At 57.5% G+C, this 20,520-nt stretch carries 17 protein-coding genes and 4 tRNA genes; 19 read left to right on the top strand and 2 right to left on the bottom strand.

Going from position 1 to position 20,520, the window contains the following annotated elements:
• The 4 genes from lysS to DBY20_07080 all read left to right on the top strand — a co-directional run bounded on the left by lysS (position 1) and on the right by DBY20_07080 (position 4,458).
• Positions 1-1,491: a lysine--tRNA ligase gene (gene lysS / locus DBY20_07095; protein ID PWL78093.1), complete on the top strand. Its 1,491-nt coding sequence runs from the start codon at positions 1-3 to the stop codon at positions 1,489-1,491.
• A 109-nt stretch (positions 1,492-1,600) separates the two neighbouring features.
• Entirely contained in the window at positions 1,601-1,840 is a 240-nt protein-coding gene (locus tag DBY20_07090; protein ID PWL78092.1) for a glutaredoxin, read from the top strand.
• A gap of 468 nt (positions 1,841-2,308) precedes the next feature.
• Positions 2,309-3,496: a hypothetical protein gene (locus tag DBY20_07085; protein ID PWL78091.1), complete on the top strand. Its 1,188-nt coding sequence runs from the start codon at positions 2,309-2,311 to the stop codon at positions 3,494-3,496.
• Between the two features lie 56 nt (positions 3,497-3,552).
• Positions 3,553-4,458 (top strand): hypothetical protein, encoded by a 906-nt coding sequence (locus tag DBY20_07080; protein ID PWL78090.1) that lies wholly within the window; start codon positions 3,553-3,555, stop codon positions 4,456-4,458.
• A gap of 79 nt (positions 4,459-4,537) precedes the next feature.
• On the opposite strand, the gene DBY20_07075 is transcribed toward DBY20_07080, so the two are convergent.
• A complete protein-coding gene (locus DBY20_07075; protein PWL78089.1) occupies positions 4,538-5,425 on the bottom strand; it encodes a hypothetical protein in 888 nt (295 codons plus the stop codon).
• A gap of 268 nt (positions 5,426-5,693) precedes the next feature.
• Here DBY20_07075 and DBY20_07070 point away from each other — a divergent pair, with 268 nt between their 5' ends.
• From DBY20_07070 to DBY20_07040, 7 genes are all read left to right on the top strand, one after another.
• Positions 5,694-6,704, top strand: a complete 1,011-nt coding sequence (locus DBY20_07070) for a hypothetical protein (GenBank protein PWL78088.1) — start codon at positions 5,694-5,696, stop codon at positions 6,702-6,704.
• A 216-nt stretch (positions 6,705-6,920) separates the two neighbouring features.
• The gene (locus tag DBY20_07065; protein ID PWL78087.1) at positions 6,921-9,368 is read left to right on the top strand and encodes a dehydrogenase; all 2,448 of its coding nucleotides are present in this window, start codon (positions 6,921-6,923) and stop codon (positions 9,366-9,368) included.
• 12 nt (positions 9,369-9,380) lie between these two features.
• Positions 9,381-9,716, top strand: coding sequence for an oxidoreductase (locus DBY20_07060; GenBank protein PWL78086.1), 336 nt, complete (start codon positions 9,381-9,383; stop codon positions 9,714-9,716).
• 510 nt (positions 9,717-10,226) lie between these two features.
• Positions 10,227-12,770 carry an NDP-hexose 4-ketoreductase gene (locus DBY20_07055; protein PWL78085.1) on the top strand — a complete coding sequence of 848 codons (2,544 nt, stop codon included), beginning with the start codon at positions 10,227-10,229 and terminating at the stop codon, positions 12,768-12,770.
• Positions 12,771-13,091: 321 nt separating this feature from the next.
• Entirely contained in the window at positions 13,092-13,637 is a 546-nt protein-coding gene (locus DBY20_07050) for a hypothetical protein (GenBank protein PWL78084.1), read from the top strand.
• A 19-nt stretch (positions 13,638-13,656) separates the two neighbouring features.
• The gene (gene ispD / locus DBY20_07045; protein PWL78083.1) at positions 13,657-14,520 is read left to right on the top strand and encodes a 2-C-methyl-D-erythritol 4-phosphate cytidylyltransferase; all 864 of its coding nucleotides are present in this window, start codon (positions 13,657-13,659) and stop codon (positions 14,518-14,520) included.
• Between the two features lie 58 nt (positions 14,521-14,578).
• Positions 14,579-15,055, top strand: a complete 477-nt coding sequence (locus tag DBY20_07040) for a 2-C-methyl-D-erythritol 2,4-cyclodiphosphate synthase (GenBank protein PWL78082.1) — start codon at positions 14,579-14,581, stop codon at positions 15,053-15,055.
• 55 nt (positions 15,056-15,110) lie between these two features.
• On the opposite strand, the gene DBY20_07035 is transcribed toward DBY20_07040, so the two are convergent.
• Positions 15,111-16,301 (bottom strand): IS30 family transposase, encoded by a 1,191-nt coding sequence (locus DBY20_07035; GenBank protein ID PWL78081.1) that lies wholly within the window; start codon positions 16,299-16,301, stop codon positions 15,111-15,113.
• A 130-nt stretch (positions 16,302-16,431) separates the two neighbouring features.
• On the opposite strand from DBY20_07035, the gene DBY20_07030 reads away from it, so the two are divergent.
• From DBY20_07030 to tuf, 8 genes are all read left to right on the top strand, one after another.
• A complete protein-coding gene (locus tag DBY20_07030) occupies positions 16,432-17,904 on the top strand; it encodes a cysteine--tRNA ligase (GenBank protein PWL78080.1) in 1,473 nt (490 codons plus the stop codon).
• Positions 17,822-18,640 carry a 23S rRNA (guanosine(2251)-2'-O)-methyltransferase RlmB gene (locus tag DBY20_07025; protein PWL78079.1) on the top strand — a complete coding sequence of 273 codons (819 nt, stop codon included), beginning with the start codon at positions 17,822-17,824 and terminating at the stop codon, positions 18,638-18,640. The genes DBY20_07030 and DBY20_07025 overlap by 83 nt, the downstream gene beginning before the upstream one ends.
• On the top strand, positions 18,607-19,158 hold the full coding sequence (locus DBY20_07020) for an RNA-binding protein (protein PWL78078.1): 552 nt from the start codon (positions 18,607-18,609) through the stop codon (positions 19,156-19,158). Before DBY20_07025 ends, DBY20_07020 begins: the two co-directional genes overlap by 34 nt.
• Positions 19,159-19,271: 113 nt before the next feature.
• Positions 19,272-19,346 (top strand) — tRNA-Thr (locus DBY20_07015).
• 164 nt (positions 19,347-19,510) lie between these two features.
• Positions 19,511-19,595 (top strand) — tRNA-Tyr (locus DBY20_07010).
• 6 nt (positions 19,596-19,601) lie between these two features.
• Positions 19,602-19,676: transfer RNA gene (locus DBY20_07005), tRNA-Thr, on the top strand.
• A 265-nt stretch (positions 19,677-19,941) separates the two neighbouring features.
• Positions 19,942-20,018 (top strand) — tRNA-Met (locus DBY20_07000).
• Positions 20,019-20,128: 110 nt separating this feature from the next.
• Positions 20,129-20,520, top strand: a 392-nt coding sequence (gene tuf, locus DBY20_06995; protein PWL78303.1) for an elongation factor Tu, incomplete at its 3' end; no start/stop codon positions are given.

The following is a 20,520-nucleotide window of genomic DNA, read 5'->3' as shown; positions in this document are numbered from 1 at the left end:
ATGTCCGACGCATCAGAGGAGATCATCGACGATCCGGTAGAGGTTCGTCGTAACAAGCGCCAGGCGCTCATCGATGCGGGCCGTGATCCGTATGGCCACGCCTTTGCAAGCTCGCATACGGTCGAGCAGCTTGACGAGCAGTATGCTCATCTCGAAGACGGCCAAGACACTGAAGACGAGGTCGCCATCGCTGGCCGCGTCATGGCCAAACGCGCGCAGGGCAAGGTCGCCTTTCTCGAGCTCATGGACCACACGGGCACCATCCAGCTCTTTTGCCGCATCAACACCTTGGGCGAAGATGCCTTCGAGGAGCTGAAAGACCTGGACGTGGGCGATTGGATTGCCGTGCACGGCACCATGATGCGCACGCGTCGTGGTCAGCTCTCCGTGGCCGTCTCCTCGTTCGAGCTCATGTCCAAGAGTCTGCGCCCGCTTCCCGAGAAGTTCCACGGTCTGCAGGACAAGGAGACGCGCTATCGCCAGCGCTACGTCGATTTGGTCGTGAATCCTGAGGTCCGCGAGACGTTCAAGAAGCGCTCGCGCATCATCTCCGCCATCCGCCGCTTCATGGAAGACGAAGGGTACTACGAGGTCGAGACGCCGTTTTTGAGTCCGATTATCGGCGGCGCGAACGCAAAGCCCTTCATCACGCACTTCAACGCGCTTGATCGCGACTACTATCTGCGCATCGCCACGGAGCTTCCCTTGAAGCGTCTGCTTGTCGGCGGTTTTCCCAAGGTGTTCGAGCTGGGACGCATCTTCCGCAACGAGGGCATGGATCCTTACCATAATCCCGAGTTCACCACGATGGAGGCCTATGAGGCCTTCGGCGATCTCGAGTCCATGATGGATTTGGCCGAGGGCTGCTTCAAGGCCGCAGCCGAGGCTGCCTGCGGCACGCTGCACATCGAGTATCAGGGCACGCCCATCGACTTGTCTGGTGATTGGCGCCGGGCGACCATGATGGAGCTTGCCAGCGAGTATGCGGGCGAGGATGTCTCCTTCGGCCGCACGCGCGAAGAGCTCGTGGCCATCTTGGAGAAGAACGGTGGCCATGCCGAGGCTGCCTGGGGCAAGGGCAAGCTCATCGCCGAGATCTTCGAGGCAGTTGCCGAGGAGAAGATCATCCAGCCCACCTTCGTCATCGATCATCCGCTCGAGATCTCCCCGCTCGCGAAGAAGCATCCGGACAATCCTGAACTCACCCAGCGCTTCGAGCTGTTCATCTTAGGGCATGAGTACGCCAATGCCTTCACCGAGCTCAACGATCCGGTCGACCAGGCCGAGCGCTTCATGGAGCAGGTCAAGGCAAAGGATATGGGCGACGACGAGGCCATGGGCTTTGACGCGGATTACATTCGCGCGCTCGAGTACGGCATGCCTCCTGCCGGTGGCATCGGCATCGGCATCGATAGGCTCACCATGCTGCTCACCGATGCGCCCACCATTCGCGACGTGCTGCTGTTCCCGCACATGAGGGATGAGGCGTGAGAGGCGGTTGCTTGAACGGATCAGGCGTTTGCAGAAGTTCTATCTAAAGGCCGCGCTCTGAAGTAACATATTGGTTTGAGATACTTCATTCATTTCCAAGGAGTCTAGTATGAGATTCGACAATATGGTTCTATACATCAAGCCCGGATGCCCGTTCTGCAGCAAGGTCATGCTTTTCATGGAAGAAAACGGCATCGAGATGAAAATCCTCGATTCGACCGAGCCGGAGAACAGCCAGGCGCTTCTCGACATGAATGGCACGACGCAGGTGCCCTGCCTCGTGGTCGACGACAAGCCGATGCTCGAGTCCGATGACATCGTCCAGTATCTGGAAGACATGATCTCATAGCTCGCTTTGTGGCGGGATACTTCGCTTGGTCGCTTTTAGCGACCAAGCGCTCAGTATGACATGCAGCAGGCTTTTTGATCCCGTTTCACGTCATTCCGAGCGCTCGCCGTAAAGCGTCCCCTCCCCACGTCATCCTGAGCGCGGATCTCGAAGCGATCCCAGCGAAGGATCTCGCCGTAGCCCACGAGGGGTGCTGGGCTGCACATCCTTGAATCAATCGACAACATAGATACTCCGGTTGGGAATCCAGCAGCAGAAAGTGTTTGCGCCGTGCGCAAATCATCAGGGACTTCGCTTGGGTTCATCTTCCATATACTCGATGTTGATACGGGGGAGGGTATCGCGTCGAGCATTTGCCTTCATGTGAAGAGAAGCAAAAGGAGCTAAACGTAAACCATTAGCGCGTTCCGGAACCGCGCGGAGCCCACTCCTCTCAAAACGATATATTTCGAGAAAGGAGAACCAGGTATGAAAAACCGCTATCTGATGTTCTTCGTCATGTATTTCTGCGCGGCCACATTGGCGCTGAGCCAATTCAAGATCGTTCCGATTCTCGGACCTATAACGGTGCATTTGGGAATTGCCTACGAGCAGGTATCTTGGCTCATGTCCGTATTCACCGTCGCCGGCATCGTTCTCGCCATACCAGCCGGAGGATTGATCGCGAAGTACGGCCCCAAGAAGATCTGGACCATCGTCATGGTGATAATGATTTGCGGCAACGTGATCGGAGCTCTCGGCATCGACAGCTATGTTGTCCTGCTCGCGAGCAGGGTATTGGAGGGCTGCGCCTTCGCCTTCGTCGCAATCGCGGGCGTCGTGTTCGTGAACATATGGTTCCCCAACAAGAACACCGGGCTGTTCGTGGGAATATTCATGACGTTTATATCGATCGGGTCCATCGTGGCCTTGAACTGCATGATTCCCCTTACCACGGCGTATGGCCTGGCAAGCGCCTGGTGGGTGACGGCTATTGTCTCTGCGGTAATGACCGCTGTCTTCCTCTTTGTGGTTGGGGAAGCTCCCGTGTCGGATGCCGGAAGCGGAGAGATTTCCAAGCCTTCGCTTGTACCCATCCTGAAGAACAAGCGTGTGATGATGATATGCTTCTTGGCCCTCACCTTGGGCTTCGTACTGTACTTCTTCTTGAACAACTATCCTTCGCTTTTTATGACTGTCTATGATGTCGACGCGGCGGGAGCGACTTTCTACAGTAGCCTTAACAACCTTTTCAGCATCCCGTTCTGCATACTGGGCGGCTTCATAGTGGACCGTCTTGGGCCCAAGGGGACACCGATCCTTTTGGCCGTATCGGCCGTCTGCGTGATCGTGGCGTGCGCGTTCATGACGAGGCTGACACCGTCCCTATTCATAGTCCATACCCTTGTTATCGCAGCTTTCCCGGGTCTGATGTACACCGCCTGCAACTATCTGGTTCCACGCGACGTCGACAACCCAATGCAGATCAGTTATGGCATCGCGCTCATGACGCTTTTCTACAGTATCGGCATCTTTATCGGATGCCCGATCGTGCTCTACGCCATAGCTGGAACCGGGCTCTGGGAGACTGGTGGCTATGTCTTGGCGGCGGTTATGACCATCGGACTCGTGTTCATCCTCGCTTACATCGCCATCTCCAAGAAGTCCAAAAATTGATGCAACAGTGATTCTTAAGGCAGCATCTGCATGAAGAAAACCGAAAGGGGTATGAAATGAGCAAGGCAAAGATCGCGGTAGTCAACTTCGAGACGTCCGGTGACAAGCCAGCTAACCAGGAGAAGATGATTGACTTCATCACGCAGGCAGCCGAGCAGGGCTGTGACCTGATCGTTTTTCCCGAGGAGAGCCTTACGGGCATCGGGGAAAGGGGGTTCGCGGTTGCCAGTGCGGAAGACAAACAGACGATATGCGACAATTCGGAACTCGTGCCCGAGGGCGAGTCGACCCAGATGTTCGTGGATTTGGCACGTAAACATGACATGTACATCTGCTGGGGCATGGCGGAGCGCGACCCCGAGCGCGATTGCGTCTGTCACAACGCCTCTGTGCTTGTGGGCCCGGAGGGCTATGTGGGTAAGTACCGCAAGACACACCTCGTCTTGACCGAGAACTTCTACCACTTCCCAGGAACGGAGTTCCCCGTGTTCGATACCAAGCTAGGGAAGATCGGACTCTATATCTGCTACGACATGTGTTTCCCGGAGGTGGCAAGGATCCTGGCAAGTAAAGGCGCTGAGCTGTTGGTCTCGATGACCGGGTGGCCGAACATCACCGGCACCGACGACGCAAGCGGTCATATCGAGTATATGACGTTTCAGAAGGCGCGCGCGGCTGAGAACATGGTTCCCGTCGTCTGTGCCACGCTTTGCGGACAGTACCTAGAGGGTCACAGCATGATCTTGGGCGCAACGGCGGGAAGTGTTATAGCATGCGCCGGATACGACGAGGAGATGATAGTTGCAGAGCTCGACGCACAGCAGGAGATAGCCGCAGCCAGAACAGCGTCGATGGGCACCGTGGACCTGCTTAGGGATCGAAGGCCCAACTTGTACGGCGACCTTGTTGCTCCTAGCACGTTTGCTCCCTACTATAACGTTGACCCGCATCAGGCGGACTAGGCCATCAGCTGAAGCCGTCGTTGACCGGATTGCCAGCCGCCTGCCATACAATAGCACGGCGGCTGGCCTTCGTTGCATTTCATTGTATTTTGTCGTCCAGCCGCTCCTTGGCGAAATGGGCAAGCGCCAGGACCCGTCGTGATGTCTTTGCGGACGCTTGATACAGCAATTGGATCTGCCATGCTGGAAACGAGCCGTCGAACGGGATGACGACGGTGTCGCTTGGGGCGTTCATTGCGAATACCTCTGATACGACGCCGATGCTGTCCGTGTGTTTCACGAGTTCGTGGGCGAGCTCGATGCCTGTAATCACGTTGTAGCTCACGTCATGTATCCCTCTGTTGCGGAGTACGAGGAACATCTGCCGATATTGGGAATCCCCCTTGGACACGAGTAGCAGCCGCCGACCTTCCAGCTCCTCCAACGCTATCGTCTGCCGTTGCGCAAGCGGAGATTTTTTTCCTATCCATGCATATACCGGCATCGTCGCGATGTGAAACGAATCGCATCCGGGATAGTCGCGGTTCATGCTTATTACCAGGGCCCCATCGACTGATTCGTCGCTCGCGCAGCCGATGCAGTCCTCGTAATCCATTTCTTCGAACCGCACACCGCCCGGCCAATTGAGCAGCATCTCAGCAGTGCCCGAAGGAAGCGCACTGAACAGGGTCGTCGAAACTGCCACATTGAGCGCCTCGAATGTCTGCGAGCCGTTGTGGGCAGCAATCTGATGCATTTCCCTGACTGTGTCGAGCACTCGCTGTGCCTTGGCCGAGAATATTTTTCCATCCTCCGTGAGCACCAGTTTCTTGTTCTCACGCTTGAAAAGCACCACTCCGAATTCTCGTTCTGTGGCCTTTACCGCATGGGAAATGTTCTGTCGGCTTGTATAGCACTTACGCGCGGCCTGTGCGAAACTGTCAGCCTTCATCGCGGCAAGGACAAACTCTAATTGTTGGGTCTCCATGGATTTGCCACCCCCCCCTATTCAATATGGGTTCGGTTATAAGACTACCGTACTCTTTGTTCCTTTCATGCGGCACGTACTTATCGTGTGGTCCATCGAGGATGGAGCGTGCAGATGATATCCATGCTTTTCACATGCTGCTCGCCAGTGTATTTGATAGATATGGACAGCCCTACATAAAATACGAGACGATAAAATCCTTATGTGACAAATTGTATTTGCCCTTGCGCAACCATAATCATCCTTTCATGTTGTGACAGTGTTTACAATGAAGATGCGGGTCGATTACGCGGGCTTGTTGCCCAGCCCGTGCAGGCTTTGGACGACTGTGGATGTGGGAGGGTCTTCTGCTGTGGAGATACAACATCTGAAACATCTTGTGGCCGCCTCTGAGAGCGCCAGCTTTGCAAAAGCCGCAAAAAAATGTTTCACCAGTCGGCAAAACATTGCGCATTCCATAAAGGTTCTAGAGAATAAGCTCGGCACCGTTTTGTTCGAGCGCAGAGGAAATGAGATGGTTCTTACGCCAGACGGCGAGGAGGCCGCTAGCGCTGCGCGTGAAATTGTTGAACAAGTCGAAAATTTCGACGTGATGTTTGCGCAAAGCGTGATGCCGGACGATATGTTGACTTTGGCTGTGAGCGCTAATTTGTTCGCTGGCATTCCCTCGTCTACAGATGAATTCATTCATTCGTATTCTGACAAGCTGCGCATCCGCGAGTGCGATTGCGAGAAATGCTATGAACTTGTGCTTGCCGAGCGCGTCGATCTTGCTATCGTCATGTGCATGAAGCGTGAATTCCCTGAATGCGATGTGCGCGAGATAGCAAGCTCACGCTCGTATGCGGTGGTGAATACCTGCTCGCCACTTGCGCAAAGGGATCAGTTATCCATGGTAGATTTCAAAGGGCAAGAACTCCTCTTGATGTCGAAACCACCCTTCCAATATAAGCCGCTTTTCTCCCAGATGAAGGATCTGGGATTCGAGAAGGGCGAAGTGAATGTCATCACTTCTACTTCGTCTATGGTGCACATGGTGCGACGCTATGATGTGATGGGCCTTGTTTCGAAGAAGTTCGCCATAGATCCACCAAAAGACATTTGTGCAATCCCGGTCGAAGACCCGCGCCTTGACTGGCATTTCTATGCTTTGTTCCGGATGGATGTTAGAAAATTCGCTGCTATCTCCAAGTTTGTCAAAGGTGTTCGATCCACTTTTGAGAGCGACAGCAACTATGTTTCGGCAATGCGCACGGCAGTTGATGATGCTGACGCCTAGCGTGTCGACTTCCGTTTCTCCATGGTATTCCTCTATGTGATTGACTTGCGTTCAAGGCGGCAAATTGTATTTGTCACTTTGAGAAATGGCACATCTTCCTGAAGGGCCTCTTAGGCAACAGAATTCTAATCGTACGGATAGCTGGCCCATGCCCTGCACTGCTATGGCGGCCTCCCGTGCGGTCAGGAACTTCTTGCCGATTGAGAGGAGAGGAACATGACAGAACCATGGAAACGACAGGAAAACGAAGAGACGATTTTCAGAACATGCGCTTGGTCGCCTCCGGGATGCCATCCGACCGGATGCGGTCTGCAGGTCCATGTGAAGGACGGCAGGGTGACGAAGATCGAGGGCGACCCCGACCATCCCATTACCAAGGGGTCTTTATGCCCGCGCTGCTTGGCGTTGACTGAGTATATTTATCACCCCGATCGCATCATTTATCCGATGAGGCGCGCCAAGGAGGACCGCGGCCAAGACAAATGGGAGCGATGCTCTTGGGACGAGGCCACCGACCTGGTCGCGAATGCGGCAAAGGAGATCACAGCCAAGTATGGCGCCGAGACGATCGCCGTTTTCGGCGGTACGGGACGTGAGGCCAATAATTGGTACCCGCAATGGGCAAACCTCGTATTCGGAACGCCCAACTCCGTATATGCTCAGGCCGGATGGTCCTGTTATGGGCCCCGTATGACCAATACAGCATTCATGATGGGCGGCGGTTATCCCGAGATCGATTACGCTGCTAAATTCCCAGATCGCTATGACGATCCTCGATTCGTGCCGCCAGAGGTCATTCTCCTTTGGGGCAAGGAGCCGCTGCGCTCCAACCCCGATGGCTTGTACGGGCACGCGATAATCGAGATGATGCGCATGTTTGGCACGAAGATCATCTGCGTCGATCCCCGCGTTACTTGGCTTGGCACGCGCGCTGAGGAAATCCTCCAGGTCCTCCCGGGTACCGACACTGCGCTCGCCATGGCCTTCATTTATGTCCTTGCCCATGACGACCTTGTGGATCACGATTTCATCGAGAAGTGGACTTATGGCTACGACGAACTGGTCGAGCGCGTGCAGGAGATGCCGCCATCCCGTGCCGCCGAGATTTGCGGCGTTCCAGAGGAGCAGATTTGGCGAGCTGCCCGCATGTACGGCAACGCGAAGCCGTCCAGTGTCGCTTGGGGCTTGGCAACCGATGAATCCACTAATGGTGCGCAGCTCGGCATGTGCCTCGTGGCGCTCATGGCGATAACCGGTTTCCTGGATGCTCCGGGTGGAACTACGCTCGGCATGGGCGATGACCAAGGCAACGTGGTGCGTGAAGGAGGTTCTATTTCTGCTGACGACAAGGTTGATGATGCCACGGACTCCACACTTGAGCTGGCTCTCAAGCATGGCATAATGACGCCTGAAACTTGGTTTACAAAGCGTATTGGCGTCGACAAGTACCCATGCGTTGGACAGGTTCTCTGGACGGTGCAGCCTGATGAGTTCTTGAAATGCCTTGAGACAGACAACCCGTATAAAATGCATATGGCAGGATTTGTTTCCTCCAATCCTATAGGCACGGCCATTGGTGCCGAACCGCAACGTTGGTGGAAGTCCCTGAAGAAGCTCGATTTCAACTTCGCCGTCGACCTGTTCATGAATCCCACCATCATGGCATGTTGCGACGTCATTCTCCCCGTGGCATCGACGATCGAGCATGATGGCATGGTAGTCACCCACTACGGTCTGAATGCTTCCTTCTATGGAGCGCAGAACAAATGCGTCCAAGTAGGCGAGTGCAAATCCGATGTCGAGATTATGATCGAAGTCGGCAAGAAGACCTACCCGGAGTTCTGGAATCGTTTCGAGGACGACGAGGCCTACAACAACTTCCATGTGTTCCGTAGCTGGCTTCCTTGGGATCAGCTCCGTGACAACGTGGTAACGATGTCAAACGAGCCATATTACAAGTATAAAGAGGGCAAACTGCGCCCTGATGGACAAGTCGGCTTCCCTACTCAGACCGGACGTGTGGAGCTCTATTCTTATATGTATGAGAAGTTTGGCGAGGATCCGCTCCCGTATTACGAGCCTGCAGCCTATGGACCGACCACTATGCCCGAGACTATGAAGAACGATTATCCTTTTGTGCTCACTACCGGCGCCCGGGTGCAGAATTACTTCCATTCGGAGCATAAACAGGTGCCTTCCCTGCGTCAGATCACTCCTTGGCCTGAGGTCGATGTGAACGAAGAAGATGCCAAGAGGCTTGGCATCGAAGAAGGCGACTGGGTTGAAATCAGTTCTCCATATGGTGCTGTTCGCCAGAAAGCCCGCGTGCTTGCTACGATCAAGCCAGGCGTAGTGCACTGTATGCATGGCTTTTGGTATCCCGAAGAAGAAGGCTCCGAGCCGAATCTCTATGGCAACTGGAAGTCTAATATCAACATGCTTATGCCGAATAGCGTTAATGCAAAAACAGGGTTTGGCAATACCTTCAAATCTATGATCTGCAACATAAAGAAGGTTCATGAGCTTGGTGGCCCGAACGAGCCGGAGCGCGTCGTTCTTGAGAGAAGCCGTGAGGCTGAGTTCGAAGTTCAGGAGACATGGAGGCCGGTTGACGGACCCGTGCAGGACCCCATTGACTATGAGAAAGAGCTCGTAGAGCACTAAGGAGGTTGGGAAATGACTCAGCATGCACTGTACTTAGATTTCGAGTACTGCACAGGTTGCCACAGCTGTGAGTTGGCCTGTCGGAATGAGCTTGGATTGCCGGTAGACGGATTTGGAATCAAAGTGCTTGAGGATCGCCCGCGCAAAAACCCCGACGGCAAATGGAACTGGAATTACATAGCCTATCCGACAGAGCTTTGCAATCTTTGCGAACAACGCACCGAGAGAGGCCTTCTTCCCTCTTGCGTCCAGACATGCCAAGCCAAAGTCTTGGAGTATGGCACTGTTGAGGAATGTGCGAAGAAGCTGGTTGAGAAGGGGCATCAGGCGACTATCTTCATTCCCTGATGTTCATATGTCTGGGGCATCGTTGCTCGGGTCGGGTCTCTCCGGCCCGAGCTTTTTTAAGGAGGCTTTTCACGGTGGCCAGCTGTGGAGCGTTCTGCTCGTTTTGCGGGCGGTGTGGGCGAAGGATTGCCGAGGAAATGTGTGGCATGAAGCCGAAAGGGGTGGCACCTCCGGGAGTTGCCGACAAGGGTGTTGGCATTAAGAAAACACGAGAGGAATTCTCTGGGTCGGACGACAAGGATTTTGTTGTTGACGTTGTGTAAGAGCACATTTAACCCACGTCATCGACGAGCGCTCGCCGTAAAGCGCCCCCTCCCACGTCATCCTGAGCGCGGATCGCGAAGCGATCCCAGCGAAGGATCTCTGCCGCAGCCGCTAGAAGCGGCGGGCCGAACGTCTATCGGCGTCGCGGGGGCGTAGTGAAGCCGTCATCGTCTTGTCATCGCTATTCTTGACCACATGTCTATACTGGGAAGACCACCGCTCTCTTTTCGAGGAGGCTTTCCGCGTATGTTTGAGAAATTCACTGATAAGGCCCGCCGCGTTCTTGTCCTCGCACAGGAGGAAGCACGCGAGCTGGAGCAGTCCTATGTGGGCACCGAGCATTTGCTTCTCGGTCTGATTCGCGAAGGCGAGGGCATCGCAGCCCGTGCCCTGCATCAACTTAACGTCACGTACGACGAGGTCATCAGCCAGATCAAGGAGATCACCGAGCAGGATTCTCCTGCGGCAGCGGGTCATATCCCGTTCACGCCGCGGGCCAAGCGCGTGCTCGAGGGCGCGCTGCGCGAGACTTTGCAGCTCGGCCAGAACTACATCTCGACCGAGCACCTGCTGCTTGGCATCATCCGCGAGGGCAATGGCGTCGCCATGCAGGTCCTTGCGAATATCGGCATCGAGGGCAATCAAGTCCGCGAGGCGGTTTCCGAGCTCATCAACAGCGCACCCACTCCTGTGCCGTATGCACCGATGGGCGCGCAGCAGCCCGGGCGCTCGAACCAGGGCTCCGCGCTTGAGGAATTCGGCACCGACCTCACCAAGCTCGCCTCGCAAGATGGGCTCGACCCGGTCATCGGCCGTGAGCGCGAGATCGATCGCGTCGAGCAGATCCTCTCGCGTCGTACGAAGAACAACCCGCTGCTCATCGGCGAGCCTGGCGTCGGCAAGACGGCCGTCGCCGAGGGCCTGGCCCAGCTCATCGCAGATGGACAGGCGCCCGACGTGCTGCGCAACAAGCGTCTCGTGACGCTCGACGTCTCGGCACTCGTCGCCGGCTCCAAGTACCGCGGCGAGTTCGAGGATCGCCTCAAGAGCGTCGTCAAGGAAGTGAAGGACGATGGTAACATCATCCTGTTCATCGACGAGATGCACACGCTCATCGGCGCTGGTAGCGCCGAGGGCTCCATCGATGCCGCCGCCATCCTCAAGCCGCCGCTGTCACGCGGCGAGATCCAGGTCATCGGTGCGACGACGACCGATGAGTACCGTAAGCATGTCGAGAAGGACTCCGCGCTGGCCCGCCGTTTTCAGACGGTCACAGTCGAGGAGCCCACGATCGAGCAATCCATCGACATCCTCAACGGCCTCAAGGATCACTACGAAGCGCATCATCGCGTCCACTTCACGGATGCCGCCATCGAAGCGGCCGTAACGCTCTCGAATCGCTACGTGCAGGATCGCTTCCTGCCGGACAAGGCGATTGACCTCATCGACGAGGCGGGTGCGCGCATGCGCATCTCCAACATGTCGATTCCCGAGGACGTCGCCAAGGTTTCCGACAAGCTCAAGAAGCTTCGCGCGCAAAAGGAAGAGGAGGTCAGGCACCAGAACTTCGAAGCTGCCGCCCACCTGCGCGACAAGGAGAAGGGACTCATCCGCGAACGCGCCGAGCTCGAGGAGAAGTGGCGCGAGGAGGCGGCGCTTAACGTCGCCACCGTCGATACCGATCAGATTGCCGATGTCGTCTCGCTCGCGACGGGCGTTCCCGTCTCGAGTCTCACCGAGGCCGAGACCGCACGCCTGCTCCGCATGGAAGATGCGCTGCACGAGCGCGTCATCGGACAGAACGAGGCGGTCACGGCGCTCTCGAAGTCGATTCGCCGTAGCCGCGCCGGTCTCAAGGACCCGCGTCGTCCCATGGGTTCCTTCATCTTCCTCGGCCCTTCGGGCGTGGGCAAGACCGAGCTTTCCAAGGCGCTTGCCGAGTTCCTCTTTGGCACCGAGGACGCGCTGCTCAACTTCGACATGTCGGAGTACATGGAGAAGCACACGGTCAGTCGCCTGATCGGATCGCCCCCGGGTTACGTGGGTTACGACGAGGGTGGTCAGCTCACCAAGGCCGTGCGTCAGAAGCCGTATTCGGTCGTGCTTTTCGATGAGATCGAGAAAGCGCACCCGGACGTCTTCAACGTGCTGCTCCAGATTCTCGAGGAGGGCCATCTCACCGACGGGCAGGGCCGCAAGGTCGACTTCCGCAATACGATCATCATCATGACGAGCAACGTTGGTGCCCGTGAGATTACGCGTGAGAACCCGCTTGGTTTCTCGACCACGAACTCGGGCGGCCTGTCCGATAAGGAGATTCACGATTCGGTCATGGCAGAGCTCAAGAAGCTCTTCCGTCCCGAGTTCCTCAACCGTATCGACGAGACGATCGTGTTCCAGTCGCTCACGAGCGAGGACATCGAGCAAATCATTGACCTCATGGTTGACGACCTACGCCAGCGCCTGATTGTCCAGGGCATGAGCATCGAGCTCACCGAGGCTGCCAAGAAGTACATCGCCGAGAAAGGCACCGATACCGCCTTTGGTGCGCGTCCGCTGCGTCGTGCCATCCAGCGCCTTATCGAGGACCCGCTCTCCGAGGAGGTGCTCGAGGGCAAGTGGGGTGAGGGCTCGATCATCCTTGTCGATTACGTGGGAGACGAGCTCGTCTTCGCACCGGGCGAGGGCGAGATACCCAAGCTCAAGCAGCGCAAGACGCTTGCGCTCGAAAGTGCGGGGCCGGGAAGTTCGCTTCCACCGGCACAGGGCAGCGCAGAAGCAGCCGATTAAGCATGGCCAATTGTCAGGAAGGGGTGGCATCCAGCCATCCCTTCTGTCATTTCGAGCGAAGCGAACGAGGTGCCGCCTTCTGTCATTTCGAGCGAAGCTGCCGAAGGCAGCGAAGTCGAGAAATCTCTCCGAGATCTCTCCATTCCGCGGCTTGCAGCCGCTCCAGTCGAAATGACACGAGGGGCGCTGTCTCGTCTTTGGTTGAACGTGTGCCAAGGGGTCTGACCCCTTGGCACATCCCCCCATTCGAATTGATACCGGGGGTCTCTTTTATAGCGTGTTATGATTGAACTACCATCAGCAGTAGGGGGAGGGAGCTTCATGGGTGTCATTCAGAGCATGGACGACGTCATGGAGATGGTCGCCCCTGGTACTGACCTGCGCATCGCGCTCGATATGATTCTCTCCGCCGATAATGGCGCCCTCATCTGCATCGGCGATCTTGCCGCCGTTCTCGCGTTGAGCGATGGTGGCTTCGAAATCGACGTCGCTTTCACCCCCAATCGCCTCTTCGAGCTCTCGAAGATGGACGGCGCGATTCTGCTCGACGCCCACGCGCGTCGCATCGTTCGCGCCAACGTGCACCTGTCTCCCACGATGGAGTATGAAACCAAAGAAACGGGCATGCGGCATCGCACGGCCATGCGCATGTGCGCTCAGACCGACACTGTCGCCATTACCGTCTCGCAACGCCGAAACGTCATCGACCTCTACTTCGGCGGTGAGAGCAAGACGCTGGGCAGACCGCTCAAGTCGTTCTCGCAGCTCGAGAGCATGATACTGGCCCTGCAAAACGCCCGCGAATCTATCGATCACGAGATAAACCGACTCATCGCGCTTCAGGGTGCCGAGTCACCAGACGCATAATATCGTGCGAGGAGGGGTCATGGCTGACGACACGAAAGACCTGGTCGAGGTGGGTATCGATCCGATTTCCGTCTCGGCGGCCCTCACGCCAGCCGAGGTAGACCTGTACGTACATCAGATCAACACGCTCGAAAACGCGAGCAGCTTGCTTGCAGGCCATGTCTCCAAGAATCCCTCGACAGCAGCCATCATCGTTGCTGGTGGTGAGGGCGAGCGCTTTCGCAATCCCGGTGGCAAGCAGCTGTTCGAAGTGCTCGGTAAGCCAGTGCTTACCTGGTCGGCCGAGGCCTTCGATGCCGTTCCCGATGTCGGCGTCATCGTCATCGTGTGCCCTGAAGAGCGTCAGGCGGAGTACTGCCGCAAGGCCATTGACCCATATCCATTTGTGACGCCCATCGAATTCGCGTCTTCCGGCGAGGAGCGTCAGGAGTCGGCGATGAACGGCTTCGAGTCGCTTACGAAGGACTATGAGATTATCGCCGTGCACGATGGCGCTCGTCCGCTTATCACGCCGGAAATCATCTCGCACGCCATCAATCATCTCAAGGGCAACCTTGATATTGATGGTATCGTGGTGGGTCATCCGTCTGTTGACACGCTCAAGATCGTAAATGACCGTCTGATTTCCGCCACACCCGACCGCAGCATGTTCTGGGTGGCGCAAACTCCCCAGCTTTTCCGTGCGGATATTTTCAGGCGCGCCTACCAGACAGCCATGTTCGACGGCTTTTTGGGTACGGACGACTCATCGCTCGTCGAGCGTATCGGCGGCCGTGTCGCCATGTTCAATGGCCCGCGTGACAATATCAAGCTCACGGTTCCCGAGGATGTCGGCCCGGTCGTTGCTGCCCTTTCCGCTCGCGTCGCGCAGCGTGAGGAATGAGGCACGCTGCCGTGTATGATAGGCACGCAATCTTGACTCTTGCCGGAAGGGACGTCGCATGAACCGAATCGGGCTAGGCTATGACGTGCACGCCTTTGCCGATGGGCGCAAGCTCATTTTGGGTGGCGTCGAGATCCCATACGATAAGGGACTTGACGGCCATTCGGATGCCGATGTGCTCGTACACGCCATCATGGATGCGATCGTCGGGGCGATGCGCGCGGGCGATATCGGCAAGCTCTTTCCCGACACCGACCCTGCCTACAAGGATGCCGATTCCATCAAGCTGCTCGAACATGTGGGTGTGCTTGCACGGGAACAGGGCTATGCAATCGAGGACATCGATTCGGTCGTCATGCTCCAGGAGCCCAAGATGTCTCCGTATCGCGAGCAGATGCGTGCGAACATCGCAGCTGCCCTGCACATCCCCGTCGAGAGCGTGGGCGTGAAGGCCACCACGACCGAGCATCTGGGTTACGAGGGCCGCGGTGAGGGCGCATCTGCGCAGGCAGTCTGCCTCCTCTCACGCGAATGAGACAAAACTCGCCGGGGCATTTTTGTCTTGGAGGTGACAGGGGGACGGGGCGGGTTCAGGCGATCATTGCACCTTCCGCCAACACTTCCTGCATAGCCTCGGAAGGGAACTTCCAGCCCAGGACCTTCCTCGGACGGTTGTTGAGCAGCCACCGCACCTTGCCCACCTCTTCGTCCGACACCTCCGTGAAGTCAGTCTCTTTGGGGAAGAACTCCCTGATCAGCCCGTTCACATTCTCATTGGTGGGCCGCTGCCAAGGAGAGTGCGGATCGCAGAAATACACCTCGAAGCCAGAGGAGAGCTTGAACCTGTCCACGCATGCCATCTCCGACCCCTGATCCCAGGTGAGCGTGCGCCTGAGCTCCTCGGGGATCCCCTCGGCCATCTGCGCCATGCGCTCTGCGACCGTGTCCGCGTCATGGCAGGTCAGCCTCGACATCAAAAGGAAGCGCGACCTTCTCTCCACGAGGGTTATGAGGCAGCTCGACAGGTCGCTTCCAATGATCAGGTCCCCTTCCCAATGCCCGGGGATGGAGCGGTCACCCGCCTCCGGGGGCCTCTTGGATATATGCGCATCCTTAAGCCAGGGCCTGTTCTTTGCGGGGAGCTTGGATGCCGGTTTGCGACCGCGGCGCTTGGTGCGCAAGGCGTACTCGACGCCGAGCTCATGGCGCAGCGTCCCGTAGCCTTGCACATAAAGGGACTGGTATATCGTCTCGTGGCTTATGCGCATCTCCTCGTCATCCGGGAAGTCTTCTTCGATCCGCTTGGAGACCTGCTCGGGCGACCATCTGCTGGCAAGCATCTGCAGCACATAGGCCCTGAGGGGGCCTCGGGCATCGAGCTTGCGGGGTTTTGGCCTTTTCGCCTTCTTCCTCGCATCAAGCTGGGCGTGCCTCGGATCGTAGGGTCCTTGCACCCGGGAAAGCTCGCGAGCGACGGTCGTCCTGCTGATGTTCATTTTATCGGCAATCTCTTGGTTGGTGCGCCCGACATCGAGAAGGGCCGCGATAAAGCAGCGGTCCTCGTATGTCAGGCGCTGCTTGGGCGATGTTCTTGCGCTCGGGGTCGGGCAGCTCGCGGCGTCCATTGTAAGCACCATCCGATCCGGAGGGCGGTCCATTCGGCTCCACTTGAAAACGGCACCACGTCCGATTCCGGTCCGCCTTGCGCACTCCCTGATCGAATCACCCGCGCGAAGCCTCTCTTTGACCGCCGTCCAATCATCGATAGAGTATTTAGCCATTGCACCACATCCTTTCCATGCGTGCAATGACCGCTAGAATCCGCCCCGTCCCCCTGTCACCTCCCCGCCACCGCATGAGCATTCCTGTTAAGATATTCGGACGTACGCAAGACCGCACCGAGGAGTGACCATGCAAATCTACAACACCGCAACTCGCCGCAAAGAGGAGCTCGTGACGCACGAGCCGGGCAAGGTGGCGATGTACGCGTGTGGCCCCACGGTCTACAACTACATCCATATCGGCAATGCGCGTACCTTCCTCATCTTCGACGTGGTGCGCAAGTACCTGAAGTATCGCGGCTACGAGGTCGCCTTCGTCCAGAACATCACCGATGTCGACGACAAGATCATCAAGCGTGCGCAGGAGGAGGGCAAGACGCCCGAGGAAATCGCCGCGTTCTATACCGATGCGTTCATCGATAACATGCACACCTTTGGCATCGATGATCCGGATGTGCGCCCGCGCGCCACGCAGGAGATTCCCGAGATGATCGAGCTCGTCCAGCGTCTCATCGACCGTGGCCATGCCTACGAGGTCGATGGCGATGTGTACTTCTCGGTGCGCTCGTTCTCCAAATACGGTGAGCTTTCCGGTCGCAACATCGACGACTTGCAGAGCGGCGCCCGCGTTGACGTGGACGAGCGCAAGCGTGATCCGCTCGACTTCGCGCTCTGGAAGGCCGCCAAGCCGGGGGAGCCGCACTGGACCTCTCCCTGGGGCGAGGGGCGCCCGGGCTGGCATCTGGAATGCTCGGCCATGTCGCAGAAGTATCTCGGCGTGCCGCTTGATATCCACGGTGGCGGCTCCGACCTCGTCTTTCCGCATCACGAGAACGAGAAAGCACAGACCGAGGCGGCATACGACGAGAACTTCGTGCGCTACTGGATGCATTCGGGCATGTTGCGCATCAACTCCGAGAAGATGTCGAAGAGCCTGGGAAACTTCCTGCTGCTCAAGGACGTGCTCGACACCTGCAATCCCAATGCGCTGCGCCTGCTCATGCTCCAGACGCATTATCGTTCGCCGCTCGATTTTTCCGATGCACGCCTTGCCGAGGCGGACACGTCGTACAGCCATCTGTGCACGACGGTGCGCAATCTGCGCTGGGCGGCCGAGAACGCCGCCGAGGGCGATCAAGTTGACTGCGCGAGTTTCGATGAGGCGCGCGAGGCCATGAAGGCCGATTTCGTCGAGGCCATGGACGATGACTTCAACACTGCCGGTGGTCTGGCCGCGGTCTTCACGTTTGCCAACGAGTGCAATCGCTTCCTCGAGCAGCACGACCATATGGATGCGACCGCTCGCGAGGCGGCGCTTCTGAGCGCAGATGCCATCGAAGACCTCATGGGCGTCCTTGGCATCGCGATGCCGAGCGACGAGGCCGACGAGTGGCCGGCGGAGGTCTGCGAACTGGCGGCCGAGACCTGCGGTTACGCGGGAACTGACCCGCATGCGGCAGCCGATATGCTGCTCGAGGCTCGTGCGCAGGCACGCGCCGAGAAGAACTGGGCGCTCGCCGATGCCGTACGTGACGGCCTTGCCGCGCTTGGCTTCACCATCGAGGACACCGCCAACGGAGCGCGAGTCAGCTATGGAGAATGAGCATCTCGAGGGACGTCATGCACTCGCGGAGGCCCTTGACGCGCATGTTCCCGTGCAGGTTATCTACGCGAACGACGCGGCCTTTCGCGACAAGCGCGCTTCCAAGTTGCTCGCCCGTGCGCAGGCGGATGGCATTCGCATCGAACGCGCGACGAGTAAGGAGCTCGACGCCTATTCATCGCATGGCGCTCATCAGGGCATCGTCGCTCAGGTCAAGCCATACGAGTATGCGAGCCTCAGGCAGCTCGTCGAGTTGGCGGGGGATGCCGCTGACGCGCTCATCATTGCCTGTGACCACATAACGGATGCCGGCAATTTCGGCGCCATCGTGCGCACGGCCGACGTGGTTGGCGCGGCGGGCGTGCTCATTCCCAACCGCCGCTGCGCACGTGTGACCACGGCGACGTACAAGACCTCGGCTGGTGCGGTCGCGCATGTGCCCATTGCGCAGGAGGCAAATCTGGTCAAGAGCCTTGAGCGCCTCAAGGAGGAGGGCTTCTGGGTTATCGGAGCAAGCGAGCATGCCAAGACTTTGCTTTGGGATGCGCCGCTTTCGGGGCGCATCGTGCTTGTCATGGGCTCCGAGGATGCGGGGCTGGCTCGCCTCACGCGCGAGACCTGCGACATGCTCGTTTGCCTGCCGCAGGCGGGCCATGTCGAGTCGCTCAACGTCGCGCAGGCTACCACGGCCCTCGCATACGAATGGATGAGGCAATGCAACGCCGCCAAGTTCTGATCGTCGACGGCTATAACGTCATTCGCAACAACGAACGCTATGCACATCTCGGCATCGATTACGAAAGCGGGGAGGGCTGGAACAAGGCTCGCGAGCGTCTCATTAACGATGCAGCTCAACTTGCTCAGGAGCACTATGAGCGCTGCACGGTCGTTTTCGATGCGGCAGGTAATCCCGACTCGACGGGCATCCCTACGCGAAAGGCGGGTATCGACGTCGTTTTCTCGCCTGCGGGCGTGAGTGCCGATAGCGTTATCGAGCGACTCGCGCACGATGCTCGCGAAAACGGTTTCGAAGTTGTGGTTGTTTCGTCGGATTTCACGATTCAGGCGACCGTTTTCGGAGGCGGTGTAGCGAGCCTTTCGTCCCTTGCATTTACCGCAGACAGCGTCGATGTCGAGGACGAGCGACGCGCCCTTGCCCGCCTGGCGGCAAACGAAAAACGCACTATAGCCGATAGGCTCGATGCCAAGACGCGCGCCAAGCTCGAGGCAATCGTGCGTGGAGCGGGGGAATGAGACACTTGCTGGGCGACAGGGGGGACGGGGGTTATGTCACGCTGGGTTCGCGTGACATAACCCCCGTCCCCCCTGTCGCCCAGCAAGTGTGATACACTGCCGGACGCGGTTTTGCCAGCGTGGCGCAACGGTAGCGCAGCGGTTTTGTAAACCGAGGGTTGCGGGTTCGATTCCTGCCGCTGGCACCAGCCGCATTTATGCAGCGAAAGGCATAGCTACACCCGGACGCGTGGTATAGCGGCTTTTTCGTTGACAACATCTGGTGTGCGCGGTATCATCTCGTGCGCTATGCGGCTAGACCCGCATCGCACGCAGCTTGAAAAGCGTATACAGATTAGTGAGTCACAAAGATGGGCGTGTGCCGGAGCGGTTAATCGGGACGGGCTGTAAACCCGTTGGCTTTGCCTACCATGGTTCGAATCCATGCGCGCCCACCACCTTTTGCCTGTGTAGCTCAGGGGTAGAGCACTTCCTTGGTAAGGAAGAGGCCATCGGTTCAAATCCGATCACAGGCTCCATTTACTTAACGCTTAGAGCAACGTTTGGGCCTTTTAGGTGCGCATACTGCGCTTGAAAGGTTTGAACGGGCAGAGTGCGTCGATAACGATGCATTGTGTTTTGAGCCTTTTAGGTGCGCATACTGCGCTTGAAAGGTTTGAACGAGCAGAGTGCGTTGGATGCAAGGAAGTGCGGAGCGATTCCGAAGGAGCGGCCTTGGTGCCGTGACTGAGGAAGCGACGACAGCACTGACGCCGCAGACGACGTGCTATGCGAAGTTAAAACGGCGGCGTAGCTCAGTTGGTCAGAGCGCACGGTTCATACCCGTGTTGCCATTGGTTCGAATCCAATCGCCGCTACCAGGTTTTTCGCCTCACAATGAGGCTTTGCACGTATAAAATGATAGTTTTGGTAATGACGCGCACTCCAAGGAACGGATGCGCGCATGCAATTCAGCAAACAGGAGGATATGATGGCTGAAAAGGAAAAGTTTGACCGTTCCAAGCCGCATGTAAACATCGGCACCATTGGTCACGTCGACCATGGCAAGACCACGCTGACCGCGGCTATTTCCAAGACGCTTTCCGACAATGATGGTTCGCACGGCACCGCTACCGCCGACTTCACCGCATTCGAGGACATCGATAAGGCTCCTGAAGAGCGCGAGCGCGGCATCACGATTTCCATCGCTCACATCGAGTACGAGACCGACAAGCGTCACTACGCTCACGTTGACTGCCCGGGCCATGCTGACTACGTCAAGAACATGATCACCGGCGCTGCTCAGATGGACGGCGCGATTCTCGTTATCGCCGCCACCGACGGCCCGATGGCCCAGACCCGCGAGCACATCCTGCTCGCCCG

This window comes from Coriobacteriia bacterium (assembly GCA_003149935.1).
Taxonomy (GTDB): Bacteria; Actinomycetota; Coriobacteriia; order Coriobacteriales; family QAMH01; genus QAMH01.
The sequence above is the reverse complement of the archived record's forward strand: the minus strand, read 5'-3'. Positions and strand labels throughout refer to the sequence as shown.